Raw genomic sequence first — 14,676 nt, 5'->3', positions numbered from 1 at the left:
AAAAGAAAATGGCTCACATTATACCTTTCAAAGCTGTGCGACCAACACGAGACAAAGTAAGTCTTGTAGCTGCTCGTTCATACCAAAGCTACACAAAGGAACAGCGCGAAGCACGCTTACGTGATAATCCATTTTCTTTTTTACATATTGTAAACCCTGGTTATAAGTTTGATAAAGAAATTTCTGGTCAGGCGCGTTATTCTTTGGTAAAAAACAGGTATTTAGAATTTAAAGAAGAAGGCATTTTTGTTCAAGATGATGCTCCTTGTTATTACGTTTATAAAATTGTAAATCGTGAAGGCAGAGAATTTAATGGTATCATTGCTGCTGCAAGCGCTTTAGATTATGAAAACGATGCTATAAAAAAGCATGAAGATACCATTGCATATAAAGAAGTAGTTTTTAAAGATTATTTAAAAACGGTAGGGTTTAATGCTGAACCTGTACTACTTACCTATCCTGACAATAACGTTATTGAAACAATCATCAAAGAAGCTCAAGAAAAGCGTGCTGAATTTGAGTTTACAACAACTTATAGAGATACACACTACTTGTGGTTGGTAGATACTCCTAAAACCATAAAAAGTATTCAAGAGGAATTTAAAAACATGCCGGCCATTTACATAGCCGATGGACACCACAGGTCTGCATCATCCTATTTACTTTACAAAGATTTAAAAGACGCCAACCCTGATCATCAAGGTGACGAAGACTATAATTTTTTCATGAGCTATTTAATTCCTGAATCTGATTTAAAAATTCATGAGTTTAACCGACTTGTAAAAGGATTAAATGGCTTAAGTAAAGAAGAGTTTTTGATTCAATTAGACACTTTTTACCGTATTGAAAACCGAGGAAAAACACCTTATAAACCTTCTAAAAAAAATCATTTTAGCATGTATTTAGATGGCGATTTTTATTCGCTATATTTACGAAAAACGGTTTATAACATAGAAACATCACTTGATGGCCTTGATGCTCAATTGCTTTACAAAACCATTTTACAACCTATTTTAGGTATTGATGACTTACGAAACGACATAAGAATTGAGTATAGTAATGGTAAAAATGATATTGTAAATATAAAAAGTGCTGTTGATAGTGGTGAGTTTACTGTTGGTTTTGGTATGGTTCCCGCAACTATTGAGCAAATGAAAAACATTGCTGACGATGGTTTAAAAATGCCTCCTAAAAGCACCTATATAGAGCCCAAACTTCGCAGTGGTGTAACCATTTACGAGTTTTAACAAAACCACCTGTTAGCAACTCCAATGCTGATAGTATTGATAATACTTAATAAAAAGCTTAAAACAAAAATACTAAATGAGTATAAAACAAAACCTTCATAAAATTCAATCACAAATACCTCAACATGTTACGCTTGTAGCTGTTTCAAAAACAAAACCTAATACTGATATTATTGAGGCTTACGAAGCTGGTCAGCGTGTTTTTGGTGAAAACAAAATCCAAGAAATGGTTGACAAATATGAAGCGCTACCTAAAGATATTCAGTGGCATATGATAGGTCATGTACAGCGAAATAAAGTAAAATACATGGCGCCTTTTGTTTCCTTAATACATGGTGTAGACAGCTTTAAACTACTTAAAGAGATTGATAAAGAGGCTAAAAAAAACAGCAGAACTATTAATTGCTTACTTCAAATTAAAATCGCTAAAGAAGAGAGTAAATTTGGTATGTCTGAAAAAGATGCTATGCAATTACTACAATCTGAAGCATTCAATAATCTAAAAAACGTGCAAATTACTGGTGTAATGGGAATGGCTACATTTACTGATAACACTTCACAAATTGAGAATGAATTTCTTACTTTAAAAAATATTTTTGATACATTACACAAACAATACCCTAACTTTAAAACCATAAGTATGGGTATGAGTGGTGACTACCAGACAGCAATAGCTAGTGGAAGTACAATGATTAGAGTAGGAAGCAGTATATTTGGCTCAAGAAATTATAATTAATATAACATACAACGACTTATTTACGCAATATTAGACATAGAAACTACCGGCGGAAAGTACAATGAAGAAGGAATAACCGAAATCGCCATTTATAAATTTGATGGTCATAAAGTTGTAGATCAGTTTATAAGTCTTGTTAACCCAGAAAGAGATATTCAACCTTTTGTTGTAAATCTTACAGGGATTAACAACAATATGCTTCGCAATGCTCCAAAATTTTATGAGGTTGCCAAACGCATAGTTGAAATTACTGAAGACTGTATTTTAGTTGCTCATAATGCCCAATTTGATTATCGTATTTTACGAACCGAATTTAAAAGACTTGGTTTTGGATACAAACGTAAAACCATTTGTACTGTAGAGCTTTCTAAATCATTAATTCCTGGACAACCGTCCTACAGTTTGGGTAAGCTAGCTAGAGCTTTAGGAATTCCTGTAACAGATAGACATCGTGCATCTGGTGACGCAATGGCAACTGTAAAGCTTTTTAAAATGCTACTAAATAAAGACTTAGAAAAGCATATTATAAAAGACGCAGTGCGTGCCGAACCAAAGTTTCAAATGGAGCCCAACTTGAAACAGATTATAAATGAGCTGCCTAATGAAACTGGAGTATATTACATTCATAATGATAAAGGCGATATTATTTACATTGGAAAAAGCAATAATATTAAAAATAGAATAAGTCAACATTTTAGCAGTACCAGCCCAAAATCAAAAAAAATTCAATTACAAACTGCTTCTGTTACTTACGAAAAAACAGGCAGTGAACTTGTAGCACTTTTAAAAGAAAACCAAGAAATAAAAAAGAACAAGCCTTTATTTAATAGAGCTTTACGTAGAACTATTTTCACCTATGCCCTATATAGCTTTGTAGATGACAATGGATATATCAACCTAAAAATTGATAAAGCTGATGGTAGAAAAACAGCTATAACAACATTCAGTAACAGACAAAGCGCTAAAAGTTTTATGCACAAAGCTGTAGAAGACTATAATTTATGCCAAAAATTGACAGGGCTTTATCCTACTAAAACAAACTGCTTTAATTACACTATAAAACAATGCGAAGGCGCTTGTATACAACAAGAAACAACAGAGTCATACAATAGTCGTGTGGAGTCGCTTATTCAAAAAAACAGCTACTCAAACCTAAATATGATTATTATTGACAAAGGCAGAGATATTGATGAACGCAGCGCTATTTTAATTAAAAATGGTATTTTTAAAGGACTTGGTTTTTTTGACTTAAATTATCAAATAACCAACAGCGACGTTCTAGAATCTATAATTACACCTATGGAAAACAACAGGGACTCACAGCACATTATACAAGCCTATTTAAGAAAAAACAAACGAATAAAAACAGTTATTTTTTAACCAAAGTACATTTCTACTTGCAAGTTTTATTATTTTTGAAATTATGAGTAAATCATCAAATAAAAATTGGCGAGATGAGCTTCATGAAATTATTTATGAAGCAGATACGCCTGCCGGTAAATTATTTGATATTATTCTTCTCATAGCCATTCTTGCTAGTATTGCTTTAGTTATGCTTGAAAGCATAAAAAGCTTTGATGAAAAGTATCATGATTTTTTAAACATTTCTGAATGGGTAATTACCATTCTTTTTACTGTTGAATATATCGCTAGAATAGTTACCGTAAAGAAACCTATAAAATATATTACCAGTTTTTATGGTGTTATAGACTTACTATCTACATTACCAAAGTATCTATCATTAATTTTTGCTGGCACACATGCACTTGTTGCTTTAAGAGCTTTACGTTTATTACGTGTATTTAGAGTACTAAAACTTGCAAGATATTTAGGAGCTTCAAATCATTTGGCTTCTGCAATCAAAGCTAGTAGGGCAAAAATTTCGGTATTTCTCTTTGCTGTGCTTATCGCTGCAACCATTTTTGGAACCATCATGTATCTTGTTGAAGGAGAAGAACACGGATTTGAAAATATCCCAAAAAGTATTTATTGGTGTATAGTAACTCTTACAACTGTTGGCTTTGGAGATATTGCTCCCGTAACACCTTTAGGACAATTTATAGCTTCAGTAATTATGATACTAGGTTACGGGATTATAGCTGTTCCTACAGGTATTGTATCTGCCGAGTATACAAAACAGGCAGGACAAGCAAAAACACCATTAACAAATCAACCACATAGAAACATACACTTAAACTCGCAATCCTGTGCTAACTGTCTAGCAAATGACCATAAAGATAATGCTGAATATTGTCATAAATGCGGTCACAACTTACACATAAATTAATTCTCAAACCCATATAGCCATCTCAAAATCAGATTCAAATAACTATGTAGTATCTATAGTTGGTCCAACTGCTATAGGAAAAACAGCTTTAAGTATTAAGCTTGCAAACTATTTTAATACTGAAATTATTTCAGCAGATTCCAGACAGTTTTTTAGAGAAATGCAAATAGGTACTGCTGCTCCAACTCCTGATGAATTATTAGCTGCAAAACATCATTTTATACATCACAAATCAGTTGAAAATGATTACAATGTTGGCAGCTTTGAAAAAGACGCTATTACAAGGTTAAACCATTTATTTCAAACAAAAGAAATAGTTATTATGGTTGGTGGCTCTGGACTTTATGTAGATGCAGTTACAAAAGGATTAGATAATTTTCCCGAAGTAGATAAATCTATAAGAACGCATTTAAACAAACAGCTAGAAACAGAAGGATTAGAGAGTTTACAAAAGCAATTAAAAACGCTAGATGAAGTATCTTTTAACAATATTGCAATAGATAATCCGCATCGTGTAATTCGTGCTTTAGAGATTTGTATAGGAACACAAAAGCCTTTTTCATCTTTTTTAAACAAGAAAAAAGAAAAAAGAAACTTTAAAACCATTTCTATTGGTTTAACAGCTGAAAGAGAAATTATTTACAATAGAATAAATAAACGTGTAGATATAATGATGGATGAAGGCTTATTACAAGAAGTAAAAAACCTAGAAAACAAGCAGCATCTAAACGCCTTAAATACGGTTGGCTATAAAGAAATTTTTAAATACTTAAACAATAAATGGTCTTTAGATTTTGCTGTTTCTGAAATCAAAAAAAATTCACGTCGTTTTGCTAAACGTCAATTAACTTGGTTTAAAAAAAACGAAAACACTACTTGGTTTGATTATGAATATGATATCAACCTTATTACAGATCATATCAAAAAAGTAATAAAATAAAAAAGCCAGCATATTCTGCTGACTTCTTTATTTATCTGTTTTATTTGCTTTTAAGCTTCTTCAGAATTTACAACTAGTCTAAATCCTTCTCCATGAATGTTAAGTATTTCTACTTTATCATCTTGCTTTAAGTACTTACGTAATTTTGCAATGTAAACATCCATACTTCTAGAAGTGAAATAATTATCATCTCTCCATATTTTTGTTAAAGCAAGCTCTCTAGGCATTAAGTCATTTTCGTGCAGAGCTAACAATCTCAATAATTCGTTTTCTTTTGGAGATAATTTTATTTGCTCACCACCTTTGTAGCTTAAAAAGCGTAGTTTTGAATTTAAGTCAAAATTTCCTATTTTAAATTGAAACTGCTTACTATCTGCTACTGTTTCTGTAGCTTTACGCTGCATAATAGCTTTGATTTTCATTAGTAGAACTTCACTATCAAAAGGCTTGTTTAAATAGTCGTCTGCTCCTACTTTGTAGCCTTTAAGCACATCTTCTTTCATGGCTTTGGCTGTTAAGAAAATAATAGGCACATCGGTGTTTTTTTCTCTAATTTCTTTAGCTAATGTAAATCCGTCTTTATAGGGCATCATCACATCTAAAATACACAAATCGAAATCGTCTTTTTTGAATTTCTCAAAACCTTCCATACCATTTTTTGCATGTGTTACTTCGTAATCATTCATTACAAGATAATCTTTTAAAATGGTACCAAAATTCGGGTCGTCTTCTACTAATAAAATTTTCTTTTGTTGTTCAGTCATAGCTTTACGATATTAATGGAAGTTTTATAATAAAGGTACTTCCTTTGTCTTTTTCACTTTCTACAGAGATATGTCCTTGGTGGTCTTCTACAATACGTTTTACGTAGGCCAAACCTAGTCCATGTCCTTTTACATTATGTATGTTTCCGGTGTGCTCTCTATAAAATTTTTCAAACACACGCTTTTGTGCAGCTTTACTCATACCGCTGCCTTGGTCTTTAATTTTTATTATTACATTGTTGCCTACATTTTCTGTGTAAACATCAATTTTTGGTGCTTCTGGAGAATATTTTATGGCATTGTCCAGAATGTTTACTAATACGTTTGTAAAGTGTGTTTCGTTTGCTAAAACCGTGTGCTTTTCAGCATTTAAATGTGTTTTAACAAATCCTGCCCTATCTTCAACTATTAACTCAACGTGAGTTATAGCATCCTCTAATAAGTCGTGCAATTCAACACGCTCTTTACTTATATTCAGTTCGTTTTTTTCTAGTTTAGATATTCGTAATACATTTTCTACTTGCGCATGCATACGCTTATTTTCGTCTTTTATCATTTTAAGATAACGCATTACTTTTTCTTTATCTTCTATAATTTTTGGATTTCTTATAGCGTCTAAAGCCAAGTTTATAGTAGCTATTGGTGTTTTAAACTCATGCGTCATGTTGTTTATGAAATCTGTTTTTATTTCAGATATTTTTCGCTGTTTAAGTAACTGCATCAAAGCACTTGTATAAGCAATTATAATGATAGATGTAAAAATGATTGATAATAACGTCATCTTGATTATTGATGACTGTAAAAACATATTTCTTGTTGGAAAATTTAATAACAGCCTATAATTATTGCTATCATTTTCATTTTGAAATATTGGCACACTAAAGGTTGATGATTTTTGAAGTTCAAAGTTTTCACTTTGTACTTTGGTTGCTAAACCATTGCTATATATTGCAAATTGGTAGTCTCCTTCTATCTCATCCTCTTTTAGTTTTTTAGATAAAAGTCTCTTTATTTCTTTTACCGTTACACGTTTATGCAAAGGTGTTCTAAAAGCTATACTTTTATAAAAATCTTCGTAGAAAACTTTTTCTCCTTTAGAGATGTTTCCCATTTCTACAAGCATAGCGCTCAAACTTTTATTTGAGTTTTTTTCAACTGCAGAGCCTCTTAAAACCTTTGTATTACTTTCGCTCAATACTTTTTTAATATTGATACTATCTAAACCTATGTCAAAGATCGATGAAGAAAGTTTATAGTTTTCTTCTAGAATACTGTTTTTATATATCAGCATTTCATGAGAGTTATTGCTTTCTTGCTTGTAATATAATTCTCTAAATGCTGTTGTGTCAGGTTCTACGCCTTTTGCAAATAAATCTTGCACAAGGTATACGTAGTCTTCAAACTCTTTATCTTCAATTTCTTTTGATGTAAAAGTCAGTGCTTTTTTTACATTAAAAGTGAATTGTTCTTGTTCATTTTTTATTGAGTTGTTAATGTAATATGCTTGTACAAATATTATCCCAACAAGAGACAAACTCATTAACAATACTAATATGATGAATAGCTTTTTGCTCATCGCTCAAAATTACCATTTTAACATTTAGTTCCCTTAGCATTTAACCTTACATTAACAAAAATGTTAAAATTTAAGATTTATTGTATTTCTTTTAAAATTTGGTGGTGAATTTTAAGTGATTGTTCTTTTGTAGTTTCTAGTTCTTCGTTAACAATCACAAAATCAGACTTCTTAATTTTTTCAGCGTCATCTAGCTGATTATTCATTATGGCTTTAATCTTTTTTTGTGTAGTATTATCTCTTTTTAAAACTCGAGATATTCTTACATCGACTGGAGCTGTTACTGTAATAATAAAATCACAACTTGCGTCACTTCCGTTCTCAAACAAAATAGCAACTTCTTTTAAAACATAAGGTGCTTTTTGTTTTGCAACCCACTTATCGAAATGCTTTGCTACTCTTGGATGAACAATTGCGTTCATTTTTTCTAAAAGTGATTTATCATTAAAAATGGCATTGGCTAAAAAGGGTCTGTTTAGCGTGTTATTTATATAGGCTTCTTCTCCAAAAAGTTTTATTAGATTACGTTTTATAACCTTTGATGTGTGCATCAGTTTTTTTGCTTCATCATCTGCTATATAAACAGGTACTCCATAGCTTTCAAACTGTTTTGCTACTGTAGTTTTACCACTACCTATTCCGCCTGTTAATCCTACTATAGTCATTCTGTTATAATAAACTCTATTTGCTGTTGATTAATTTTTACGTTTTTTACAGATTTTGGGATTTTTGTAACTTCTGGATGTAAGTATGATTGACCTTTTACTAGTTTAGAAAAATCACAAACAACTTCAAAGTCTTCTATTTTAATATTATTAAAGTTACTTAAACTTGTATAATATGTCAATGCTATTTTTTTAGGAAAATACTTTACACTTATACTATCTGGCACATTTGTTATTATAACAGGAACCTTCATTATACCTTCAGTAAATTTACTTACAGATGCTTTCAGACTTACTTGTTTATCAGAAAATTTTAGTTCATTAAGAGTATTTGGAAGTTTAAGGTTTAAAATTGAGTTAATATTTGATTTTACTTTTTTCAGCTTAAGTGTATCTGTATTGATGTAATTTATTTTATCAACTATTACATGAGGTCCAATTATTGTTATAGAGTCTGGTTTTACAGAAAAGCCATCTAGTAAATCATAGCCTTGATTAAACCTTATATCTGTATGTAGTTTTACAGGTACTTTTTTTACTGCATTTACATCATATCTAAATCTTAAAGTATCAGGAGTTACATTTATTATCTCTTCATTTTTATCAAATTGGGAGGCAAGATTTGTGTAACCAGAACTTTTATTCCAAATATATAAACTATCAGTCTTGTTAATATTTTTAGAGAAATCTATAGCTAGTTCAGGCGTTTTAAAATAGTACTTTATCAAATTAAATCCTTGAGACTTAAGTGTTATGTTAAGTTTATGACTTTTATCACTTACTATCACTTCTTCGCTTGGCACGTGTTCTGTTTTTAGCAGAAACATAATAGTATTGGTATAAGTTGCTGATAATTTCGTTATTACTAAAATAAAAAAAGACAGCACAAGGAATAAAAAGAAAATATTAATTCTCTTATCCTTTATAGATTTTAATATTTTAGATTTTAAAGTTTTATGCATGCACTATAAAAAAAACAAATTAGGAAATTGTTTTTCAGGTTTTTTTCCTAGTAAATGGATATAAAATATAGATTTTAAAAAGCCGTATCCATATCCTGCAAACTGGATTACAATAGCTAATATAGCCATTATTGCAATAGAGACACTTTTTGTTGATATTATAGCTAAAGCAAAAGCTAGCATAAAATAAATCACATATAAATAAATAAGCCATGGAAAACCAATGAACGTAGCACCAATAGCAACTAAAAAACCAACGCAAAATACAGAAGGAAACCAATACGTTACTTTTGCTGTTTCTGGATGCCACTTATTAAGTATAGGTCTTACTAAACCAAACTTTTTTACTTGTATAAAAAACTTATTCCAAGATATTCTTCGTTTATGATACACAAAGGCTGTTGGAATCAGTTTTGTTTTATACCCTAGTTTAGTTAATCTTATTGATAAATCAGGATCTTCTCCTGGATGAATTTTGCCAAAACCTTGAGTTTTTAAAAAGGCTTCTTTAGATAACCCCATATTAAAGCTTCTAGGTTGAAATGTATTTACATGTTTTTTTCCTCCTCTTATTCCTCCAGTTGTTAATATTGAGGTCATAGAGAAGTTAATGGCTTTTTGTAAGCTTGAAAAAGATTTATGAGCGGCATCAGGACCTCCAAAACAATCTACATATGATTCTTTTAAACTTTTTTGAACTTCAGTCAAATAAGTTGGAGGTAGTAAACAATCAGAATCTAAAATTATAAAATAATTACCTTTAGCTCTTTCCATACCATAGTTTCTAGAATCGCCAGGGCCTGAATTAGGCTTAAAGTAATAGTCTATTTTTAATAGTTCCCGATACTTTTCTACAACTTCTTTTGACGTTACTGATGAGCCATCCTCAATAATAACTATATCAAATATGACATCCGTTTGTAGTGCTACAAAACTTTGTAGTAGCTCCTCTATTTCATTAGGGCGATTGTAAACTGGTATTATAAATGTAAACGCTAGTTGCATACAACAAATGTAACTAAACCCCCAAAAAAAGCCACTCTAAAGCGTGGCTTTTAAATATAATTTTTTATTAAATCAATTTTTAATTATTCTAACTGTTTCTGTTACATCTCCTATGGTAACTTTTACAAAATATGCTCCAGATTGCAATGACGTCATATCTATATTACCTGTTACTGCGTTTGGTTGTACATTAACAACTACTTGACCTAGCATGTTATAAACTGACACATCTGTCATTTTCTTTTGTGTTATAATGTTTAGAGCACCGTTTACTGGGTTAGGGTAAACGTTTAATGACATTTTAAGTTGTTTCTCCTTTACAGATAATTGATTAGAACCTTCTACAACTAACAGTTCTTGGTTTACGTTTACATTTTCTATATAATCTACAATACCACTTAACCAAGTTATCTTAACATAATCAATAACATTATAGCTACCTACTCCAAAAAATTCTGCACTGGAGTTTTGAGAAATGTAGCCTTCTCCACAAAGCGTATATCGGTATTGCTTATTTCCATCAACTGATATTTCAATAACAGAACCTATTCCATCTTTATTACTTTGAACACCTGACAATCTAACCTTCAACCAATTATTGCTTAAATCTCCTTGGTTTTTCCAGAGGAACATATTAGCATTATTTGTATTATTAACTATTATTTCTGGATAGCCATCATTATCTATATCGCCTATAGCATTAGAATGACTTATTCTTGTATCATTCTGAAAACCCTCTTCTGGTATGGTAAAAGTTTCATTTCCGTTATTATGATAAAATGCAGCAGAAGCTAAACTAGGAACAGAACCATCCATTGAACTACTTACATATAAATCTAGATTCATATCATTATCAGCATCTAAAAAAACTGCGCCCCAAGAAAAACCATTAAATTCTGTATTTGTACTATTTGTAACATCAGAAAAAGTGCCATCGCCGTTATTTTTTAGAAATACATTACCGTTTATTGGGGTATTTGATACATAGATATCAAACCAACCATCATTATTAAAATCTCCTATTGTGGTAGACATAGCATCTATGGCTATATTTACATTTGCTGTGGCCGCTACATTAGTAAATGTTCCGTCTCCGTTATTATGATAAAGAAAGTTTTCGTTAAAAATTTTATCATTAGCTACATAAATATCTTGCCAGCCATCATTGTTATAATCAAAAAAGGCTGAACAAAATGATAAATGGCTTGTATTATGTATTCCTGCTTGCGTGCTTATATCTGTAAATGTTCCGTCTCCATTGTTTTGATATAACAAATTGGGTTGTTGTAAACTATCATCTCTATTACTAATAAAAACATCTAATAACCCATCATTATTTATATCGCCCCATGAGGCTCCCCAGTTATAAATATTACTAACAGGTAACCCTGCGGCTGCAGTAACATCAGTAAAATTTAAGGAACCATCGTTATTATATAAGTGGCTTCCGTTTGCGTCACTTGCTATATACAAATCCTTATCGCCATCATTATCATAATCTACCCAGATGACTTGTCTGTCTTGTGCACTAGGGTCTGCCGTAAGGAAAAACTCACGTGTAAATGTACCATCTTGATCATTACTGAAAAACTCAATCTGTCTTCCGGAACCTGTCCCTAAAGTAATATCATCCCATCCATCATTATTAAAATCACAGAATGAAATTCCACTACCATATTCTAAACTACCAGGATTAATAAAAACTCCAGAAGTTTGAGCTATATCAACAAAATTTGTCTGCGCTTGTAAATGGGTTCCTAAAAAAAATAAAAAAGCTAAAACAATTCTTAATTTAAAATGCAACATACCTATACTAAATTATTGTTATTGCTAAATATAAAGAGAAATTATTATTTTTTACAACCGTCTTAAAATTTTAGTGAATTACTAATTTTATAACAAAAAAAAGAGAAGTTTGCAAAACAAACTTCTCTTTTTAATATTTAAATAAATAAGTCTTTTATTTTGAAAAAGCCTCCATAACTTCATTGCTAACTCCTACATTGCTAAATCCACCATCGTGAAATAAATTTTGTAATGTTACTTTTTTAGTTAAGTCGCTAAACATTGACACTGTATAGTTTGCACAATCTAAAGCAGTTGCGTTACCTAATGGTGACATTTTATCTGCATAGTTTATAAAGCCATCAAAACCTTTTACACCGCTACCAGCAGTAGTAGGTGTTGGTGATTGAGATATTGTATTTACACGTACTTTTTTATCTTTTCCGAAGAAATACCCAAAACTACGAGCAATACTTTCTAAATACGCTTTATTATCAGCCATATCATTATAATCAGGAAAGACACGTTGTGCTGCCATATATGTTAATGCAACAATACTTCCCCACTCGCTCATAGCGTCTTTTTTGTATAATGTTTGCATCACTTTGTGAAATGACATTGCAGAAATATCTGTTCCTTTTTGAGTCCAATCATAATTTTGATCTGTATAGGCATTTCCTTTTCTTACGTTTATAGACATACCTATTGAGTGTAAAACAAAATCTATTTTACCTCCTAAAATCTCCATTGATTTTTCTACAAGGTTTTCTAAATCGCTCATAGATGTTGCATCGGCTGGAATAATTTGAGATCCTGTTTTTTCAGCAAGAGCATTTATTTGTCCCATTCTTAAAGCAACAGGTGCATTTGTTAAAACAAATTCTCCACCTTCTTCATGAACACGTTCTGCTGTTTTCCAAGCAATAGAGTTTTCGTCTAATGCTCCAAATATGATTCCTTTTTTTCCTTTTAATAAATTATATGACATAATCTTGTTGTTGATTCGTTGTTTACTTTTTCAAAGATACTATTAATTCAATAATTGTTTAGCATGTGCAATTGCAGAATTTGATATTTCTATACCTCCTAACATCTGTGCTATTTCAATAATACGTTCGTCGTGATTTAATTGTGTAAGGTTTGTTGTTGTTATATTATTTACATCTTCTTTATAAACCTTAAAATGCGTATGCCCTTTTGCGGCTATTTGTGGTAAATGCGTAATTGCAAAAACTTGCATTGTTTGACTCATTTGAAGCATGATTTGCCCCATTTTATTTGAGACTTCTCCTGAAACTCCAGAGTCTATTTCATCAAACATAATGGTTGGTAATTGCATATATTTTGATAAAATAGATTTTATTGCTAGCATAATTCTAGAAAGCTCGCCACCAGAAGCTGCTTTTTTCAACTCATTAAAATGGCCTCCTTTATTTGCAGAAAATAAAAAGGACAACACATCTTTACCATTACCTAAAAATGCTTCTTCATAAGTGACACGAATGTCAAACTGTGCATTTGGCATTCCTAAAAGACTCAAGATACTTTCTAACTGCTTTTTTAACTCTGGAATGGCTTTATTTCTATTATCATGAATGGTTTTAGATAGTTTATTGAGTTTATCTTCTATTACTTGAAGTTCTTTTTCTTTATCAACAATACTACCCTCTATATTTTCAGTTTCTGATACTTTTTCTGATAGATTGTTCTTAATAACCAACAATTCAGAAATAGACTCAACAAAATGTTTTTTAAACAACGCATTTATTACCGCTAGCTTATCATTTACATACTGCAATCTACTGGGGTCAGAATCTAATGTTTCTTGATAGGTTTCAATATCTGCAAATACATCATCTAGCTCTATTAAACTGCTACTTACACGTTGAAATAACGTCTCATATTTCACAGATAACGTAGATAGCTTTTGAGTTGCTTGTTTTAGTTCTGCAAGAATAGCTAACGCTCCTACTTGCTCATCATTAAGTAATTGATTGGCTAGAGCTAGTTTTTCTTCAATTTCTTCAACGTTTTGAAGTGCCTCATACTCTTCTTCTAACTCTTGTAATTCGCCTTCAACAAGATTTGCTTCTTCTAGTTCGTTAAGTAAAAATGTATTATAGTCGTACTCTTTTATTGCTTCAGCTTTAAACTGCTGTAAGTCAGTTAACGCTTTTTGAACAGATTTATATTGGGTTAATTCCTGCTTATAAGATGTTAAAAATGATGCGTTTTTTGCTAATGCATCTATAACCTGAAACTGAAAGTCGTCATTTACTAATTGTAAGGTTTCATGTTGTGAATGAATATCAATTAAGTGCGAACTCAATGCTTGTAAGCTATTTAAATTTACCGGAGAATCATTAACAAAGGCTCTAGATTTTCCTGATGGTAAAATTTCTCGTCTTATGATTGTTTGTGGTTCATAATCTAAATCTTCAGTTTTGAATAACTGTTTTAAATCATAATTTGTAACATCAAAAACGGCTTCTATAACACATTTTTTTTCTGGATTTTTTAAGCTGTTTAAATCTGCTCGTTTTCCCAAAATAAGAGACAAACCTCCTAGTAATATAGATTTACCAGCTCCTGTTTCTCCTGTTATAATAGTTAAACCTTGATTAAACTGAACCTGGAAATGGTCTATTAAAGCATAATTTTTAATGGAAAGTGATGTAAGCATACTTTGTAAACCTGGATTTTTAAAAA

13 protein-coding genes are annotated in these 14,676 nt (G+C 31.1%); 5 read left to right on the top strand and 8 right to left on the bottom strand.

The genetic code is table 11. The features are described 5' to 3' along the window. Nucleotides 1-8: 8 nt before the first annotated feature. The 5 genes from ABD690_RS12800 to miaA all read left to right on the top strand — a co-directional run bounded on the left by ABD690_RS12800 (nucleotide 9) and on the right by miaA (nucleotide 5,210). Nucleotides 9-1,247, top strand: coding sequence for a DUF1015 domain-containing protein (locus ABD690_RS12800; RefSeq protein WP_344730985.1), 1,239 nt, complete (start codon nucleotides 9-11; stop codon nucleotides 1,245-1,247). Nucleotides 1,248-1,323: 76 nt separating this feature from the next. Beyond that, nucleotides 1,324-1,983, top strand: a complete 660-nt coding sequence (locus ABD690_RS12795) for a YggS family pyridoxal phosphate-dependent enzyme (protein WP_344730984.1) — start codon at nucleotides 1,324-1,326, stop codon at nucleotides 1,981-1,983. A gap of 18 nt (nucleotides 1,984-2,001) precedes the next feature. Beyond that, nucleotides 2,002-3,363 carry an exonuclease domain-containing protein gene (locus ABD690_RS12790; RefSeq protein ID WP_344731004.1) on the top strand — a complete coding sequence of 454 codons (1,362 nt, stop codon included), beginning with the start codon at nucleotides 2,002-2,004 and terminating at the stop codon, nucleotides 3,361-3,363. Nucleotides 3,364-3,406: 43 nt separating this feature from the next. Beyond that, nucleotides 3,407-4,270, top strand: a complete 864-nt coding sequence (locus tag ABD690_RS12785) for an ion transporter (RefSeq protein ID WP_344730983.1) — start codon at nucleotides 3,407-3,409, stop codon at nucleotides 4,268-4,270. Nucleotides 4,271-4,289: 19 nt separating this feature from the next. Continuing rightward, a complete protein-coding gene (gene miaA, locus ABD690_RS12780; protein WP_344731003.1) occupies nucleotides 4,290-5,210 on the top strand; it encodes a tRNA (adenosine(37)-N6)-dimethylallyltransferase MiaA in 921 nt (306 codons plus the stop codon). A gap of 50 nt (nucleotides 5,211-5,260) precedes the next feature. Here miaA and ABD690_RS12775 read toward each other — a convergent pair whose 3' ends face one another. The 8 genes from ABD690_RS12775 to recN all read right to left on the bottom strand — a co-directional run bounded on the left by ABD690_RS12775 (nucleotide 5,261) and on the right by recN (nucleotide 14,650). Further along, nucleotides 5,261-5,974, bottom strand: coding sequence for a response regulator transcription factor (locus tag ABD690_RS12775; protein ID WP_344730982.1), 714 nt, complete (start codon nucleotides 5,972-5,974; stop codon nucleotides 5,261-5,263). A 4-nt stretch (nucleotides 5,975-5,978) separates the two neighbouring features. Then, the gene (locus tag ABD690_RS12770; RefSeq protein ID WP_344730981.1) at nucleotides 5,979-7,550 is read right to left on the bottom strand and encodes a sensor histidine kinase; all 1,572 of its coding nucleotides are present in this window, start codon (nucleotides 7,548-7,550) and stop codon (nucleotides 5,979-5,981) included. A gap of 77 nt (nucleotides 7,551-7,627) precedes the next feature. Then, nucleotides 7,628-8,215 (bottom strand): dephospho-CoA kinase, encoded by a 588-nt coding sequence (gene coaE, locus ABD690_RS12765; protein ID WP_344730980.1) that lies wholly within the window; start codon nucleotides 8,213-8,215, stop codon nucleotides 7,628-7,630. Continuing rightward, nucleotides 8,212-9,042, bottom strand: coding sequence for a CdaR family protein (locus ABD690_RS12760; RefSeq protein WP_344730979.1), 831 nt, complete (start codon nucleotides 9,040-9,042; stop codon nucleotides 8,212-8,214). The genes coaE and ABD690_RS12760 overlap by 4 nt, the downstream gene beginning before the upstream one ends. Before the next feature lie 138 nt (nucleotides 9,043-9,180). Continuing rightward, complete coding sequence (locus ABD690_RS12755) at nucleotides 9,181-10,182, bottom strand: glycosyltransferase family 2 protein (RefSeq protein ID WP_344730978.1); 1,002 nt, start codon at nucleotides 10,180-10,182, stop codon at nucleotides 9,181-9,183. Between the two features lie 72 nt (nucleotides 10,183-10,254). Next, nucleotides 10,255-11,988 carry an FG-GAP-like repeat-containing protein gene (locus tag ABD690_RS12750; RefSeq protein WP_344730977.1) on the bottom strand — a complete coding sequence of 578 codons (1,734 nt, stop codon included), beginning with the start codon at nucleotides 11,986-11,988 and terminating at the stop codon, nucleotides 10,255-10,257. Nucleotides 11,989-12,142: 154 nt separating this feature from the next. Further along, on the bottom strand, nucleotides 12,143-12,955 hold the full coding sequence (locus ABD690_RS12745) for an enoyl-ACP reductase FabI (protein ID WP_344730976.1): 813 nt from the start codon (nucleotides 12,953-12,955) through the stop codon (nucleotides 12,143-12,145). A gap of 42 nt (nucleotides 12,956-12,997) precedes the next feature. Further along, nucleotides 12,998-14,650 (bottom strand): DNA repair protein RecN, encoded by a 1,653-nt coding sequence (recN, locus tag ABD690_RS12740; RefSeq protein WP_344730975.1) that lies wholly within the window; start codon nucleotides 14,648-14,650, stop codon nucleotides 12,998-13,000. Between the last annotated feature and the right edge of the window lie 26 nt (nucleotides 14,651-14,676).

Origin of the sequence: Corallibacter vietnamensis (assembly GCF_039537875.1) — a bacterium.
Classification (GTDB): domain Bacteria; phylum Bacteroidota; class Bacteroidia; order Flavobacteriales; family Flavobacteriaceae; genus Corallibacter; species Corallibacter vietnamensis.
Note: the sequence above shows the minus strand (reverse complement) of the source record. Positions and strands in the feature narration are given on the sequence as shown.